The following is a 16,144-nucleotide window of genomic DNA, read 5'->3' on the forward strand; positions in this document are numbered from 1 at the left end:
ACGAGGAGCGCTGGTGTGAAAAAACAGCCTAAATATTATGACTGGACACCACAGTCACTTGTTAGCAATTTTTCCTTCCCGGTGTTGGTGTATCCTTCACATCAACACTGAATAATAACTGGGAAATATCAGTTGACATAATACCATCTTGATTCATCCCTACTTTATTTCTAATAGTAATACACAACTTAGTAAAAGATAATATTTCCCTTTCAGTCTGGAGAGTCCCTCCAGCACGCATAAACTCTGCCAGATGATGAATCACAACAGAATGGCCATACGTGCATATTCTCGCTTTGGCATCTGCCAAGTTACCTAGCTCTGAGTTAACCTTGTCTCTCTCCCCTGAACGCTGAGCTACTGCTATAGAAGAGGCCGCCTTTAAAAAATCAGCATATGCTTTGTTTTGAAATTCTGAAAGATTATTAAGTGTATGATTTTTCTTAGCTAAATAGGCTTGTAGAAATGCGCCTATAAAGATACCAAATAGGCCAACAAAAGGCGTTATGTAAATATAAAGGTTATCCATGCCTCTATCCCTTTGGGTTGCTAACAGCTCAATTATAAGGTCTTCGACCTTATAATAGTTTTTATAATGTTTACCTTTTAATTAACCTTGTTCCACTTTCAGGTATTCCAATCCATTGATATAAAAAGCTTTTCACAAGCTCAAACGTTTTCCACCCGGTTAGAAAGGTATACCTGCTCGCCTTCAGCCTGCCAAAAAGGTATGACATCTCTTGATGCCCCTTTACGTGCATCTGCTCGCCCGAAGAAATCTCGCAACTATTTGAAAAGAAAAAGATATTCGATACTGCCATTTCTCCTCCGTGAAAAACGCGCATACGTATAGATGTGAAAGGCTGTGTGCAGCGGCTGCGACACCCTGCCCCTAATGGTTTGACACTGCCCCATTTCAGAAGCTGCTTCCAGCTTCAAATAGGTATTTGGCGTCTTGAATCGGCCCAACTGATGCCCTTTCTTTCACACGGCGTCAGTACGCAGCTCGGATTCAAGCCAATCTTTAAACGCGCATACCCGGGGGCGGGTTTCGGCACCGGACCCGATGACGAGGTAATAGCCCATGCCGGTTATTGTGCATTGAGGTTTCACAGGCCTCAGCCAGCCATGTTCAACGGCGGATTCCGCCATCAGGCTACTGAGAAATGCAACGCCCTGACCGGCCAGCGCGGCCTGTGTTACGTGCATCTCCTGATTGTGTCGTGTGATACCCGCTACCTTGATGCTCTCGCCGTATTGCTCGCGCCACTGCGCAACGCCGATTGCCGGCAGGTCGGTGTTCTTCCATGTTGTTTCCAGCGCCCGCACCGGCTCACCCGCCTCGATGCGCGCAATTACCTGCTCGGTGGCGTAGAAGCCGAACGACTCCTGCAGCAACAGTGTTGCCTCTGGCTGCGGCGGTACGCCATACCGAATGGCGATATCCACCTGCGCCTCTCGCTTTAAATCGAGTGGCCGCTCACCGGTTTGTAGGAATACCTCCAGCTCCGGGTGCAATCGGCTGAACCCTTCCAGACGCGGCACCAGCCACAGCGCTGCAAAAGAGGCAGTGGTGCTGACTGTCAGTTGCTTCCCCTCCCGGCCGATCCGGTCAAATGCCGCGGCGAGTGTTTGCAGCGAAGTTTGCGCAGCTTCCGCCAGAATGGTGCCTGCGGCCGTCAACCGCACCTGCCTCACGCCCCGCTCGAACAGCGCAACATCCAGCCGCGACTCGAGGTTTCGGATCTGGTGCGACACCGCCGTTGGTGTGATACAGAGCGCTTCGGCGGCCAGTTTAAAGCTGCCCAATCGCGCAGCTGCCTCAAACACCCGTATCCCGTTAAGATTCATCAGCGCATCATGCATAACTTTTGCTCATCTATAGCTGCAAAATCACCCTTTGTCAGTAGCTTCAACGGTACACAGAATGGCCTCTGTCATCCACTGATCAAACGGGGAACCGTCATGACCAATATTCTTAGAATAGACGCCAGCATGCGTACATTGGACACTGAGAACGCCACTCATCGCTCACTTTCAAGGGCGTTGGCCGAACGCTTTTGTGATGCCTACGGCCGCTATGATGAATCAACTTTTATCACCTGTAGAGATGTCGGCAGCGCTCCACCACCGTTTATCGACCGCAACTGGCTGGCGGCGGTGTTCACCCAGGAAGCCTCACGCACGGTCGATCAACACATACTCCTTGATACCTCGGATCAGCTGATAGCAGAGCTGGAGCGCGCCGATCTGATTGTGATCTCGAGCCCGATGTACAACTACGGCATGCCTGCCAGTTTGAAGGCGTGGTTTGATCAGGTTGTCCGGGTTAACAAAACCTTCGACTTCGATCTGGAACGGGGCGATTTTCCTTTAGCCCCGTTGCTGTCGGGCAAGACGCTGGTATTGCTGACATCCTGTGGCGAGTTCGGCTTCGGGCCGGGTGAGATACGGGAAACGATGAACCACCTGGGGCCCCACGTGCGCACTCTGGGTAAGTATCTGGGTGTTGAAACCTTCCATGAGGTTCGAATCGAGTATCAGGAGTTTGGTGACGCGCGGCACCACACCTCAATCGAGCAGGCACAGCAGGCGGTCGATGCTCTGGCAAGGGCTCTGGCACATCGTCAGGCTTCGGCAAGCACTGCCCCGGTGTCGCTGGAGCAGTGCTGAGGCGAGTGGCTAGATCTTTTTAACGTCGATATTCATGGTCTGGATGCGGTAGGCGATCTGGCGGGGGGTCATATTAAGCAGCCTTGCCGCCTTCGCCTGCACCCAACCGGCCTGCTCCAGTGCTGCCACCACCCGTTCGCGCTCATCAAGGTCCGGGTCGTCCAGTGGGCGTCCCGCGTCAGTTGGCAGCGAGGGTTGTACCGACATCATCGGTGCCGGTGTCATGCTGGGGCGAGGCGTATCCAGCCCCTGCAACGACAACGTAGACGGGTCAATCTCGCCATCTTCGGTCATGATCGCAGCACGTTCGAGCACGTTCTCCAGTTCCCGCACGTTACCGGGCCAGCTGTGGCCCATCAGGATGCGTACGGCAGAATCGGTGATGCTGAGCTTTCGCCCCTGATTCTTCGACAGTTTGTCAAGCAGGAAGCCGCACAACTCGGGAATATCCGCCTTGCGATCACGCAGCGCCGGCAGGTTTATCGGCATGATGTTGAGGCGGTAGTAGAGGTCTTCACGGAAATTGCCGGCACGCACCTCATGCTCGAGGTCGCGGTTGGTTGCCGCCACGATGCGCACGTTCACGCGTATCGTCTTGTTGCCGCCGACGCGCTCGAACTCCCCCTCCTGCAACACGCGCAGCAGCTTGGCCTGAAACAGCGGCGAGATCTCACCGATCTCGTCGAGAAACAGCGTACCGCCATCGGCCTGCTCAAACCGGCCCTGGCGCATCTTTACAGCGCCGGTGAAGGCGCCCTTCTCGTGCCCGAACAGTTCGGATTCCAGCAGGTTTTCAGGCAGCGCCGCGCAGTTCAGCCGCACAAAGCTGTTGTGGGCCTTGGGCGAGTTGTAATGGATTGCACAGGCCACCAACTCTTTACCGGTGCCGGACTCACCCCGTATCAGTACGGTGGTGTCCCACTTGGCGACGCGTCGCACCTGATCGAACACCTGCTTCATCGGTGTCGTATGCCCGACCATCAGGTTGTCGAATCCGAACTTGCCCCGCACCGTGCGGCGCAGTTCGTCGCGCTCGTCGGTGAGGCTGCGCTGCTGGTGCTGCACCTGTGCCAGCAACCGCACCGCTTGCACAATCAGGTTGGCGACCATCTCCATAAAGCGGGACTCGTCGGAAAGAAACTCCTCAAGCTCGGAGGCAGGCTGCGCGCTGAGCACGCCGATCACCTCGCCGCTTTGGTCCTTCAATGGCACACCGATAAAGGGTGCCTCCCAGTCATAGAGGGCCAGCCGGTCCAGAAACTTGGGTTCAGAGGCCAGCTTCATCAGCACCACCGGCGTTCCGCTTTGCAGGATCGAGCCGATGATGCCCTCACCACGGCGATAGCGCACGGCATTCTTAGCCTGCTGAACCATCTCGGAGCTGCTGTGTACGGCACTGACGCACAGCTCGCCCAGCTCCGGGTCCATCAGCGCGACCAGCCCGTGCTTCATGCCGCCCTCCATATGCAGCACCTTGAGCAGTTCATTGAGGCTGGCATTGAGGTCGAGCGAACGGGTCAGGGTACGGCAGACAATGCTGAGCACACTGAGCTGTCGATCAAGCAGCTCCGAACGATTACGCGGCGTAAAGATTCCTGGAGAATTCATCATCACCTCCTCAACCCCGCTCGGCGTTCAGCGGCAGATGTACGCACACCCTGCACCCTTCGCTGTACTGCGGATCCACGTAAACGGTGCCCAAGTGCTCGGCGACGATCTCCTGCACGATAGTCAGCCCCATGCCGTAGGCCGCGCCCTGATTGGTGTGCGGCTTGGTGCTGAAGAACGGCTCGAATACGCGGGTGCGATGCTCTTCCGATATGCCAGGGCCGGTGTCGGAGATGGTCACCACCACCTCGCCGCTTTCAATACGGGCCACGATGCTCAGTTCGCGGCGTGAAGCCTTGCTAGCGGCCATCGCCTCAATGGCGTTGTCGACCAACTGCTTGAACAGGCTGTGCAGCCGGCTTTCAAAACCGATCAGCGCCGGCATGTGCAGCGGGGGGTGCCAGTCGACAAGCACGCCGTGCTTGAGCAGATCGGCGGTACACAGCTCCAGCACGTTGCGCAGCAGCTCGTTCATGTTGATCGCGCTCTTGACCCCCGGATGCTCCTTGGGCACGGCGCGTTCAAGAGTCTCGTGCGCTTCATTTCCGGCGGTGATCGCCTCTTTCAACGCCGAAATCACCTGTTCGGTCAGGGCGTGTTCGTCGCCTTTGCGTTGCTCAAGCATACGCACCGCGGCGTTCATCAGGTTGAGCGGGCGTTGAAACTGGTACAGCGCGCCGTTAAGTGCTTCGCGCATGCTTTGCAGCGCCTCCTCTTCGGCGATCAGCAGCTTGAGCGCGTTCATCTGCTCGGCGTGCTGGCGACGGCGAAGTTCGGTGACATCGTTAATCACCAGCATCAGGTAGTGCCGCTCGGGCTGGGCGAAGAAGGAGTCCGCCGTCTCGTCGCCAATTGCGATCATACTGCCATCGACCGAGAACCAGCGCGGCGAGCGGTTTTTACCGATATCCAGGCGGATTTCATGGTCGTTGAAGCCAAGCCCGCGCTCGCGGATGGCGTTGAAGCGGTCCCCCAACTCATCGCGCAGCGCCCGCAGGATCACATGGCTGGGCTCCTGCGGTGACATGTCGGTGGCCAGTGTCTTGTAGGCCAGGTTATCAAGGACAATCTGCTCCTCTTCATCGAGCAGTACCATCGCCACATTGGCGGCGTTGACCGCTTTTTCGATCATCGCCTTCTGGTTCTGCACCCGCTGTTCAAGCGAGTAGAGCTCGGTGACGTCGCGGTGCATGCCCAGATAGTGGATCGGCTGGTTTTCGTCATCCAGCACCGGCGCCACCATCAGCTCCGCCAGATAGCGCTTACCATCCTTGCGTCGATTGACGAGCACACCCGACCAGGGCTTCTGTTGCTTCAACCGCCCCCAGAGGGCGTCATACACCAGACGCGGGGTGTTGCGATTGGACAGCACCGACTCGTTTCGACCACGCACTTCGCTGGACTCGTATCCGGTCTCTTTGGTGAAGGCACGGTTGCTGTAGAGAATATTGGCGTGCAGATCAGTTATTGAGATGGCGACCGGCGAGTGCTCTACGGCCTGAAAAAAGACGCTGGCGGGCAACCCTTCGAGTAGTTCGCCCTTATCGACAACCGGCATTTCATCCGCAAGGTCAGGCTGTACCTCTTTCACCATGATCTCAGCTCCTCAGATGACGGGATACCGAGCCGGTGCAATTACTGCGCCACGGGCAGATATGCCTATATATAGAGATAAATCCACACACTTACAGGGGTGAATGTCGGATTGCTGACACATAAGAGTGCACGCCTGCACCGATCTGTCACAAAGCCAACATTGTCATCATTCACACACCACCCCTTCCTCATGATTCCTTATTTATCAATCAATTAGGCGTGGCACGCTTGGTGCAGATCCTAGCCAACGATCCATCGTCCGTATTTGGGGAGGTTTGCGCGCTATGGAATTGATCACCCTGCTTATCGGCACCGTCCTCGTGAACAACGTGGTGCTGGTCAAGTTCCTTGGCCTGTGCCCGCTGATGGGCGTATCCAACAAGTTCAGCACCGCAACCGGAATGGGGCTGGCCACAACCTTTGTGCTGACGCTCTCCTGCGTGACTAGCTGGCTGATGGAGTACTACCTGCTTGAGCCGCTTGGGCTTCAGTTTCTGCGCATCATTTCGTTCATTCTGGTGGTCGCTGCCGTGGTGCAGTTCACCGAGATGATGGTGAAGAAAACCAGCCCGCTGCTGCATCAGACACTGGGTATTTTCCTGCCGCTGATTACCACCAACTGTGCGGTGCTCGGGGTTGCGCTCCTTAACGTTCAGGAGGGGCTCAACTTCATCGAGAGCGTTGTGTACGGGTTTGGCGCATCGATCGGTTTTTCGATGGTGCTGATCATTTTTGCCGGTCTGCGCGAGCGACTGGCGCTGTCCGATGTTCCGGCCACCTTTGCCGGTGCACCGGTCGGACTGGTGACAGCAGGACTGCTGTCGATGATTTTCATGGGCTTTGGCGGCCTCGTGTAAGCCTGCCCGGGACAAGGAGAATCGGATCATGATTACTGCCGTTGCTGTTCTCACCCTGCTGGGCCTCGCACTGGGGCTGATGCTCGGCTACGCCGACAAGGTGTTTGCCGTCGAGGAGAACCCGATTGTCAAAGAGGTCGAGTCGATGCTGCCCGGAACCCACTGCGGCCAGTGCGGGTTTACCGGCTGCGGCGGTGCCGCCGAGGCGATGGTCAATGGCGAGGCACAGGTCACCTGCTGCCCGCCGGGGGGCCGCTCTCTGGCTCAGGCCCTGGCGGAAAAGCTGGGCGTTAGTGTGGATCTCTCCGGCATGGCCAGCGAGGCGATGATCGCCGCCATCGATGAGTCGTTGTGTACCGGCTGCTGCCGCTGTTACAGGGTATGCCCCACCGACGCCATTCTGGGAGCCAACAAGCAGATACACGCGGTCTTTGCCGATGCCTGCACAGGCTGCGAAAAGTGTCTGGATGCATGTCCTGAAGACTGCATCGCCATGCGCCCCGAACAGGAGACGCTGGATACCTGGCACTGGCCTAAACCCGCAGCAGCGTGAGTGGCACTTATATGTTCAATAAACTCAAGATTCGCGGCGGCGTGCACGCCGAAGAGCGCAAGGCACAAAGCACTGGCCAGCCGATCACGACACTGGGCATTCCCCCTTTTCTGTATCTGCCGCTGCGCCAACACGCAGGCAAGCCCGCGGAGCCTGTTGTCAGTGTCGGGCAGTCGGTAAAGAAAGGGGAGCTGTTGGCCACCTCCAGCGGCGAGGATGTCTGTGCATCACTGCACGCGCCGACCTCCGGCGTGGTCATCGCCATCGGCGAGGTCACGGCCCCTCACCCGTCCCAACTGGGCACCTTGGCCATCACCCTTGAAAGCGATGGCCTGGATACGCCGTTAGCACTGTCCGATACCGTCGACCCGATGACGCTGTCGCCGAGCGAGATTGCCGATCGCGTCGATCAGGCCGGTATCGTCGGGCTCGGCGGGGCAACCTTCCCCGCCGCACTCAAGCTCAAGTCCGGCGCACGCCAGAAGATCGACACACTGATCCTCAACGGCAGCGAGTGCGAGCCCTACCTCACCTGCGATGACATGCTGATGCGCGAACGCGCCGAAGGGATTATCTCCGGTGCCCGGCTTATCCAGCGCGCCATCGGCGCCAAACGCATCGTTGCAGGTATTGAGGACAACAAGCCCGAGGCAATTGCAGCCATGGAAGAGGCCGCAACACCCTACTCCGATGTGCTGGTTCAACCGATTCCGACACGCTATCCGATGGGCTCTGCCAAGCAGCTTATTCAGGCGATCATGGGCCGCGAGGTACCCGCTGGCGGGCGCAGTTCGGATGTTGGCGCGCTGGTCCACAACGTGGCCACCGCCTACGCCGTGCATCAGGCGCTGTATGAGCATCAACCGCTGATCTCCCGCGTTGTGACCGTCTCCGGGCAGTGCATAGAACAGCCGCAGAACGTAGAGGTACTGCTCGGCACGTCGATCAGCTGGATGCTTGAGGAGTGCGGGGGCCTGACCGAAGCACCGTCGCGTGTCGTGATGGGCGGCCCGATGATGGGCCAGATCCTGCACACCACCGACGTGCCGATCACCAAGGGGGCTAGCGGCATTCTGGCACTGGCAAGCCCCGAGATCAGCAAAACCGAAGCCTCACCCTGCATCCGTTGTGGCAGCTGTGTGGCAGCTTGCCCCATGGGGCTGGTGCCGCTGGAGATGGCGCGCCACGCCAAGGGTGACGACTTTGAAGGCGCCCGGGAGTTTGGCCTGCGCGATTGCATCCTGTGCGGCTCGTGCGCGTATGTCTGCCCCTCGCATATTCCGCTGGTGCACTATTTCCAGTTCGCCAAGGGTGAACTCAGCAGCCAGCGTGAACAGGCGCGCAAGGGCGAGCTGACCAAGTCGCTTGCCGAAGCACGCAAGCAACGAAAAGAGCGTGAAGAGGCGGAAAAAGCCGCAGCAAAAGCCGCCAAGGCGGCAAAGGCCCAAGCGGCGAAAGAAGCAAAAGAGCGCGCCAAGGCTGAGAAAGCCCGCCAACAGGCCGCCGAGGCGGCGCAAACCAGCGAGGAAAGCGGATCATGAATCAGTTGATCTCCTCCCCCCATGCCCATAACCGAAGTTCGGTACAGCGCACCATGTTGCTGGTGTGCGCCGCCCTGCTTCCAGCCACGCTCTACGGCCTTTACCTGTTCGGCTGGCCGGCGATCTATCTGTTCCTGCTGTGTCTGGCTACCGCGGTATTAAGTGAAGCGGCCTGCCTTAAGCTGGCCGGACGCTCACTCAAACCCTGTACCGATGGCTCGGCACTGCTCACCGGCTGGCTCATCGCGATGACCCTGCCGCCCTGGGCACCCTGGTGGATTGCATTGGTGGGCACCCTGTTCGCCGTCGTCATCGGCAAGCATCTCTACGGCGGGCTCGGCCAGAACCTGTTCAACCCAGCAATGCTGGCACGTATTGGGCTGCTCATATCCTTCCCGGTGGAGATGACCACCTGGGTAGCCCCCACACCGATTACCAGCGCAGCCGCGCCTGGCGTAATCGACAGCCTCATGATTACGGCCGGTCTTTTGCCCATACCCGATGGCATCACCGGCGCCTCGGCGCTGGGGTATGTGAAGACGGCATTGACCATGAGTATTCCAGTGACGGAATCGATGCCCCAGGTATTCGATACCCTGAACGCCTTCACCGGCAACATGCGGGGCAGCCTTGGCGAAACCTCGGCACTGCTGATTCTGCTCGGCGGGCTGTTTCTGCTCTACAAGCGTGTTATCAGCTGGCATATACCGGTTTCAATGCTCGGCACACTGGCTGTACTGGCGTTTGTCTTCAACCTGATTCACCCCGAGCGCTTCGAGCCGGCCAGCTTTCACCTGCTCTCAGGTGCCGCCTTGCTGGGCGCGTTCTTTATCGCCACCGATATGGTCACCTCCCCCACCACCTCCAGCGGACAGTTGGTGTTCGGGGCAGGCGTCGCCTGTGTCACGTTCATTATCCGTAGCTGGGGCTCGTTCCCTGAGGCTGTTGGGTTTGCGGTGCTGTTCATGAACGCGCTAACGCCGATTATCGATCGCTATTTCCGTCCGCGTATCTACGGCTACAGCTACACCGGCAAGCCGCTCAAATCCAAGGAGTAGCCCGATGAATCACGGTATGACAACCACCCCGCTGATTCCCAGTTACACCCGTGGAATCGGCTATCAGGCGGGCCTGCTTGGCGGCATTGCCATGCTGGTCAGCATCATTTTGATGATGGGCGAGCACGGCACCCGTGACGACATCAAGGCACGCTTCGATGAAGACCGCGCCGCGATGCTCAGCCAGGTGCTGCCGCATAGCCTTTATGACAACAATCCGCTGGAAACAACCACCACGCTTGAAGGCAACCCGTTCGGCGGCGACCCCACCGTCTTTTTGGCCAGCAAGGCAGGCACACTGACAGGTGCCGCCTATGAAGTGGTCACCCATAACGGGTACAGCGGCACCATCGTGCTGATCATTGGCGTTAACGCCGATGGAGAACTCACCGGCGTGCGCACGGTAAAACATGCCGAAACCCCGGGACTGGGCGACAAGATCGAGATTGCGAAGAACGACTGGGTCGAGGGGTTCAATGGATTCTCACTGAACAACACCCCCGTGAAAGAGTGGGCGGTAAAAAAGGATGGCGGCCGTTTTGACCAGTTCACGGGCGCAACCATCACACCCCGTGCCGTAGTCGGTGCTGTTTACGAAGGCTTGAAGGTGTTCGAACAGCAAAAGGTCCACCTTCAGAGCGCGGTTAACGATCTGAATGCCGATACAGTGGAGGCGCAACCATGAGTACGACATCTTATAGAGAGATCTGGAGCGAGGGGCTCTGGCACAACAACGTTGTACTGAGCCAGATGCTGGCGTTGTGCCCGCTCATGGCGGTCACAACAACCGCCAGCAACGGACTGGGCATGGGGCTTGCCACACTGGTCGTGATGCTGTTTTCAAACATGCTGGTATCGATGCTCAGGGGGATTATCACCCCTCAGGTGCGTATACCGGTCTTCATTGTGCTGATTGCCGCCATGGTGACAATGGTCGACATGTTCCTCAACGCCTGGATGCATGAGCTGTACAAGGTGCTGGGGCTGTTCATTCCTCTGATCGTTACCAACTGCGCCATCCTTGGTCGCGTCGAGAGTTTTGCATCGAAAAACCGCGTCGCACCTTCCTTGTTCGACGGGTTCGCCATGGGGGTCGGGTTTACCTGGGTACTGGTCGTGCTCGGCGCCATTCGCGAGTTCTTCGGCTCGGGCACGCTGTTCGCAGACGCCTCCCTTCTGCTCGGACACTGGGCTTCGGTGATCGAGATGGACGTGTTCCCGAACTATGGCGGCACCTTGCTCCTTATTCTGCCCCCGGGCGGCTTTATCTGTCTGGGCCTTATGCTCGCAGGCAAGCGGGTGGCAGATCGGGTAATCGCCGCACGCGAGAGCATCCGCAATGAGCAGACAGGCACAGCAATGGAGGGCACCGCATGAAAATTGCTGTCGCCTACTCGGGAAAGCAGAAGCAGGAGTGGATCAACCTGAGCGTTGACGATCAGGCCACCGTGGAGGATGCGATCATCCAGTCGGGCATTCTGCAGCGCTTTCCCGAGATCAATCTCAAAACCCAGAAGGTCGGCATCTTTGGCAAGTTAAGTAAGCTCGATGCGCCGCTGGCCGATGGTGACCGCGTGGAGATCTACCGGAAAATCACCCGCGTCATGGACGAGGATGACGACGAGGATGAAGAAGACTGAACACTGTCCCCTGCTCTCCTTCCCGGCAGGTTAGCCGCTTTTTCAGCCAGCCTGCCCTTTACCCTGCCCTCGCTTCCTTCGTCTCCGATTTACGCCTAAACTGACCCCATCCGGTGCACAGTCCAATAAAGCGACTGTCATCCATGCGCTATAGTTTGTATCGAATCAGACCATTCAGGTCGAACCCAGCTCGGCTGCAGGGCCGTTTTTGAAAAGGGAGTCTTTCGATGACGCTGTCCAAGCAGCTATTGCTGTTGATCTCCGCCATGTTCCTGGCCATCTTCACGATCAACTTTTACACCAGTCTTACCAATATTCGCGATTACCTGCAGGTGGAGTCCGAAATCCACGCGCAGGATACGGCCACATCGCTGGGCCTGTCGCTAAGCCCCTATATTCTCGACGAAGACGACACCATTCTGGCCACCATGGTGAATACCATCTTCGACCGCGGGTATTACCTCGAGATTCTGCTAGAGAACATGGATGGTAAGGAGCTTGTCCGGCGCACCAACCCCAAAACCTTCGAAGACGTGCCGCAGTGGTTCACAGAGTTACTGCCGATGGAAACCGCCACCGCCGATTCCGAAATTGACGGAGGTTGGGTCGTTGGCGGCAAGGTGTATGTCACCATTCACCCGGGCCTTGGTTATCTGAAACTCTGGCAGCAGGCGAAAGATTCTCTGCTGTTTGCCGCCATCAGCCTCACAATTTTCATCGTACTGCTGTTCTTGATGCTGCGATTCGTACTGAGCCCGCTTGGCCGGATCGAGAAACTGGCATTGAGCATCGCCGACGGCCAGTTTGCTACTATCGACAAACTGCCCTGGACCACCGAAATCCGAAACGTGGCCCATGCCATGAACCTGATGTCCGGCAAGATTGAGAAGGTCATCACCAACTTGAACAACCGGCTTGAAGAGACCGGCAAACGCCTGCGTGTTGACGAACTGACCGGACTGGAAACCCGCACCACGTTCGAAACCGAGATGAAAGAGCGCTTCATGTCCCGTCAGCAGGGCTACCTCTTCATCATCCGCATTGATGAACTGGGCAAACTGGCGGCCACCCTGAGCTCTGAGAAAGTCGATGCCTTCATCAAGCAGTTCGTCGATGAAACCCGTGCAGCACTCAAGGATCAGGGTGTCGCAGGCGACTTCCTGTACCGCATCGTTGGCTCGGAGTTCATCCTGATCGCCGATTGCCAGAATCAGAAGAGTGCCGAGCAGCTTTGTGAAGCCGTATTGAAACGCCTGGCGGCATTGGGTGCCCAGTACGACAAGACCAGCGTAGCCCATATCGGCGGTGTCGCTTTCGATCCGCAAGGCACAACAGCCGAGCTGGTATCGGCGGCAACCGAAGCATATGAAAAGGCGCGTCTGATCGGGCAGAACAGCTTCGCGTTCACCGAGTACAGTGCGAACACCCGCAGCATGGACGAGTGGAAGCGACTGGTTGGCGACATTGTCGATAACAAGCGTGTCGAGATCGATTACGGCATCAAGGCTTACAGCCTGGCCGACAACGAAAGCGACAAACTGGTACTTGAAGAGGCGATGTCACGGGTACTCGACGAGAAAGGCGAAGCCTTGCCGATCGGCACCTTTATATCGGTTGCCGAGACCCTTGGCCGCATCCTCGAGTTCGACCTTCATATCGTTGAACAGGTTATAAAGCGTATCCGCACTGAGGCGATCGACCACGATATCGCGGTCAACGTGTCGTTCACTGCGCTGGCCAGCAACGAGTTCCGCTCAGCACTGTATGAGCTGTTGAAGGACAATCAGGATATTGCCGGACACCTCGTATTCAGCGTGACAGCCTACGGCGCGACACGCGATATCAAAGCGTTTGCAAGCTTCATCGACTTCATCCATCGCAACGGGGCGCGGATCATTCTCAAGCGCTTCGAAAGCCGCTTTATCGCCATGGATGATCTCAAGCAGTTCCGCCTCGACTACATACGTCTGGCGCGTATCTATACCGAGAACATCGGTAACGACTCGGAGAAACGCCGACTGGTCGAAGCGATGAAGGAGTTGGGCGAGTTGCTCAACGTGAGAATACTCGCGGAGTCGGTCGCCAGCGACGCCGACTATCAGGCTGTACGCGAAATTGGACTGACAGCGGCCAGCCGATGAAAACGTCATTGCTCACACGCATGCGCCGAACCCGCAGGACGCTCTGCGGATTCGGCCTGTGCGCCCTGCTCTGCCTGCCTACAACGGCCAGCGCAAAAAGTCTGGTGGATTTCAGCCCTGCGCTTCTCAACCGGGTTGAAGCAAAGTTCGGCCAGAAAGCGGTGCTGAGACTCAATGCATTGAAGAAGCTGATTGAAACCAATCAGAACATGACTGAAATGCAGAAGGTCAAAGAGGTGAACGACTTCTTCAACCTTGTGCCGTACTACACGGATATCGTGCATTGGCACAAGGAAGACTACTGGGCGACACCGTTCGAGAAACTGACGACATTTGGCGGTGACTGCGAAGATTACGCCATCGCCAAGTACTTCTCACTGCGTGAACTCGGCATTCCCGACGACCGCATGCGCATCATGTACGTCAAGGCGCTGAACTGGAATCAGGCACACATGGTGCTCACCTACTTCCCGCAACCGCGGTCGATTCCACTGGTACTCGACAACCTGAACCCGGAAATCCTGCCGGCCAACAAGCGCAAGGACCTTGTCCCCGTTTACAGCTTTAACGGTGACGGACTGTGGCTGGCAAAGGAACGAGGAACAGGTAAGCGAGTGGGTGGATCGGAAAAGCTGGGGTTATGGACGGATCTGCAGCGGAGGGTTGAGCAGTAAGGCCATTCGTCTAGCGATGGAATTTATTCGACCTATATGACGCCATAAGTCGTAGCGTTATCCTCATACACTACTGACTATAGACAAAAAAGCCCAGACATTGTCTGGGCTTTTTGTAGCTACTCTACGATCAGCTGTTATCTAAAGAGTTGGTATTGAGAACAGTCGTCAGATCGTTTTCAACCACCACAGTTGCGTAGTCGGTGACACCGTCACTGTACGTGTAGGTAGTAGTTGTCGCATCCGAAGCGGTCTGTGTCCAGGTACCAGCGCCTGCACCGTCCTGGTCAACCAGATTCACCACATCATCGACATCACCAATCAGATTGATGATATTGTCGCCTACATCACCCAGCTCCAGCACATCGGTAGCAGAAAGATAGACGACGTTATCTTCACCAGTACCTTTACCGGAGATATCGATTGTTTCTACTGAATCCCCGAACAAGTTCTCTCCGCCGTTGAGCGAGAGCTCAGAGAAGTCGAGAACAAACTCACTGTTATTGGATTCGGTATCGAGCGAGAGCACACCATTGAGCACTTCGTATCCGATTGGGTCACTGACAGAGTAATCCGTCGGATCACTGGCGTAGTTGTCACCGATCGTCACGTTGAAGATGTAGCCATCAAAGTTGGTATTCGACCCGGTGTCGCCTGTTTCCAGCTTGGCGTTGCCCGCAAAGATATCAAGCACATTGCCATGCTGATCGCTCACAGAGAGATCAGTCAGGATTACCGGATCGCCAGACACATGCTCGATCGTCACGGTATAGGTTTCACCCGCAACGAATTCGACATCATCCTGGAACTCCAGCACGCTGCCTTCCTGTCCCTGTACCTCTGTCGGTTCCACAACCCCGGTAGAGTTTGAACCCTCTTCAGAAGCAATGGTGACACGCACTTCCTGAACATTGACGTTGGTATTGGTAATCAGCAGAGCCGAGCTCACCGGTGTTTCGGAGACCACCGTAGACGCGGTATCGCTGATATCCAAGTCTTCATACTCACCACCGTTCGCTGCGCTGATGGAAGCATCGTAGCTGGTATCAGCAGTTTCAGGAGCAGCCACATCCAACGTACCGAAAGTTTCACCCGGGTTGATGGTGATAGTACCCAGCTCAACGCTGTTCTCATCCACGATGGTCAACACCAGAGCTGTGGTCAGCGGCATTGCACTCACGGTAGCCGTGTAGGTGATGGTGTCACCAGTATTGACTGACGGTGTAGCGGTCAGCGTTACGGTCGAGGTGTCGATGGTATCGTTGATGGTGACGGTCGCGGTGTCGCTGGTATCCAGCGCTTCGTAGTTGCCGCCGGAGGTGCTGGCGATGCTGACGTTGAAGCTCTCTGCATCAATGTAAACATCTTCGCCTTGAGCCGGCTGAGCAACTGAACTACCGCTCGTCTGGCCGTCCAGAAAGTTGATCACCACACCGTTATCCAGGGTCACGCTGAAGGCGCCCTGCGGTGCGTTGTCCACGCTGGCGGTGTAGGTGATGGTGCCATCTTCCGACACGGTCACGTCATCCAGCGTTACCGTGGTGGTGTCGATGGTGTCGTTGATGGTGATCGTCGCGGTATCGCTGGTATCCAGGTCTTCGTAGTTGCCGCCGGAGGTGCTGGCGATGCTGACGTTGAAGCTGCCTCCATCCACGTACGGGTCTTCACCCTGCGCCGGCTGCGGGTCGGAGCTGCCGGTCAGCGAGCCGTCTGCAAAGTTGATCACCACACCGTTATCCAGGGTCACGCTGAAGGCGCCCTGCGGTGCGTTGTCCACGCTGGCGGTGTAGGTGATGGTGCCAT

15 protein-coding genes are annotated in these 16,144 nt (G+C 56.9%); 10 read left to right on the top strand and 5 right to left on the bottom strand.

All coding sequences use genetic code 11. The features are described from left to right. Window positions 1–61 precede the first annotated feature (61 nt). Window positions 62–529, bottom strand: a complete 468-nt coding sequence (locus ADIMK_RS14335; RefSeq protein WP_036189657.1) for a hypothetical protein — start codon at window positions 527–529, stop codon at window positions 62–64. 455 nt (window positions 530–984) lie between these two features. Then, window positions 985–1,866, bottom strand: coding sequence for a LysR substrate-binding domain-containing protein (locus tag ADIMK_RS14345; protein ID WP_036189663.1), 882 nt, complete (start codon window positions 1,864–1,866; stop codon window positions 985–987). A 99-nt stretch (window positions 1,867–1,965) separates the two neighbouring features. Between ADIMK_RS14345 and ADIMK_RS14350 the strand changes: the two genes are divergently transcribed. Then, complete coding sequence (locus ADIMK_RS14350; RefSeq protein ID WP_036189666.1) at window positions 1,966–2,673, top strand: FMN-dependent NADH-azoreductase; 708 nt, start codon at window positions 1,966–1,968, stop codon at window positions 2,671–2,673. 9 nt (window positions 2,674–2,682) lie between these two features. On the opposite strand, the gene nifA is transcribed toward ADIMK_RS14350, so the two are convergent. Together nifA and nifL are read right to left on the bottom strand one after the other, a co-directional pair. Next, window positions 2,683–4,281, bottom strand: coding sequence for a nif-specific transcriptional activator NifA (gene nifA, locus ADIMK_RS14355; RefSeq protein ID WP_036189677.1), 1,599 nt, complete (start codon window positions 4,279–4,281; stop codon window positions 2,683–2,685). Between the two features lie 10 nt (window positions 4,282–4,291). Further along, the gene (gene nifL / locus ADIMK_RS14360; protein ID WP_051692979.1) at window positions 4,292–5,875 is read right to left on the bottom strand and encodes a nitrogen fixation negative regulator NifL; all 1,584 of its coding nucleotides are present in this window, start codon (window positions 5,873–5,875) and stop codon (window positions 4,292–4,294) included. A 286-nt stretch (window positions 5,876–6,161) separates the two neighbouring features. Between nifL and rsxA the strand changes: the two genes are divergently transcribed. The 9 genes from rsxA (at window position 6,162) to ADIMK_RS14405 (ending at window position 14,341) form a co-directional block, all read left to right on the top strand. Continuing rightward, window positions 6,162–6,734, top strand: coding sequence for an electron transport complex subunit RsxA (rsxA, locus tag ADIMK_RS14365; protein WP_036189679.1), 573 nt, complete (start codon window positions 6,162–6,164; stop codon window positions 6,732–6,734). Window positions 6,735–6,762: 28 nt separating this feature from the next. Further along, entirely contained in the window at window positions 6,763–7,287 is a 525-nt protein-coding gene (locus ADIMK_RS14370; protein WP_036189684.1) for an RnfABCDGE type electron transport complex subunit B, read from the top strand. Between the two features lie 11 nt (window positions 7,288–7,298). Next, window positions 7,299–8,828, top strand: a complete 1,530-nt coding sequence (gene rsxC, locus ADIMK_RS14375) for an electron transport complex subunit RsxC (protein ID WP_036189698.1) — start codon at window positions 7,299–7,301, stop codon at window positions 8,826–8,828. Further along, a complete protein-coding gene (locus ADIMK_RS14380; protein ID WP_036189685.1) occupies window positions 8,825–9,886 on the top strand; it encodes an RnfABCDGE type electron transport complex subunit D in 1,062 nt (353 codons plus the stop codon). The genes rsxC and ADIMK_RS14380 overlap by 4 nt, the downstream gene beginning before the upstream one ends. Before the next feature lie 4 nt (window positions 9,887–9,890). Continuing rightward, window positions 9,891–10,571, top strand: a complete 681-nt coding sequence (gene rsxG / locus ADIMK_RS14385) for an electron transport complex subunit RsxG (protein WP_197027540.1) — start codon at window positions 9,891–9,893, stop codon at window positions 10,569–10,571. Continuing rightward, on the top strand, window positions 10,568–11,263 hold the full coding sequence (locus tag ADIMK_RS14390) for an electron transport complex subunit E (RefSeq protein ID WP_036189686.1): 696 nt from the start codon (window positions 10,568–10,570) through the stop codon (window positions 11,261–11,263). The genes rsxG and ADIMK_RS14390 overlap by 4 nt, the downstream gene beginning before the upstream one ends. Continuing rightward, window positions 11,260–11,526: an RnfH family protein gene (locus ADIMK_RS14395; protein ID WP_036189688.1), complete on the top strand. Its 267-nt coding sequence runs from the start codon at window positions 11,260–11,262 to the stop codon at window positions 11,524–11,526. The genes ADIMK_RS14390 and ADIMK_RS14395 overlap by 4 nt, the downstream gene beginning before the upstream one ends. 227 nt (window positions 11,527–11,753) lie before the next feature. Further along, a complete protein-coding gene (locus ADIMK_RS14400; protein WP_036189689.1) occupies window positions 11,754–13,667 on the top strand; it encodes a bifunctional diguanylate cyclase/phosphodiesterase in 1,914 nt (637 codons plus the stop codon). Further along, window positions 13,664–14,341: a transglutaminase-like cysteine peptidase gene (locus ADIMK_RS14405; RefSeq protein ID WP_036189691.1), complete on the top strand. Its 678-nt coding sequence runs from the start codon at window positions 13,664–13,666 to the stop codon at window positions 14,339–14,341. The genes ADIMK_RS14400 and ADIMK_RS14405 overlap by 4 nt, the downstream gene beginning before the upstream one ends. 130 nt (window positions 14,342–14,471) lie before the next feature. On the opposite strand, the gene ADIMK_RS22130 is transcribed toward ADIMK_RS14405, so the two are convergent. After that, the coding region (locus tag ADIMK_RS22130) for an immunoglobulin-like domain-containing protein (protein ID WP_036189693.1) at window positions 14,472–16,144 on the bottom strand (1,673 nt) is incomplete at its 5' end.

It is taken from the genome of Marinobacterium lacunae (genome assembly GCF_000705555.1).
GTDB lineage: Bacteria > Pseudomonadota > Gammaproteobacteria > Pseudomonadales > Balneatricaceae > Marinobacterium_D > Marinobacterium_D lacunae.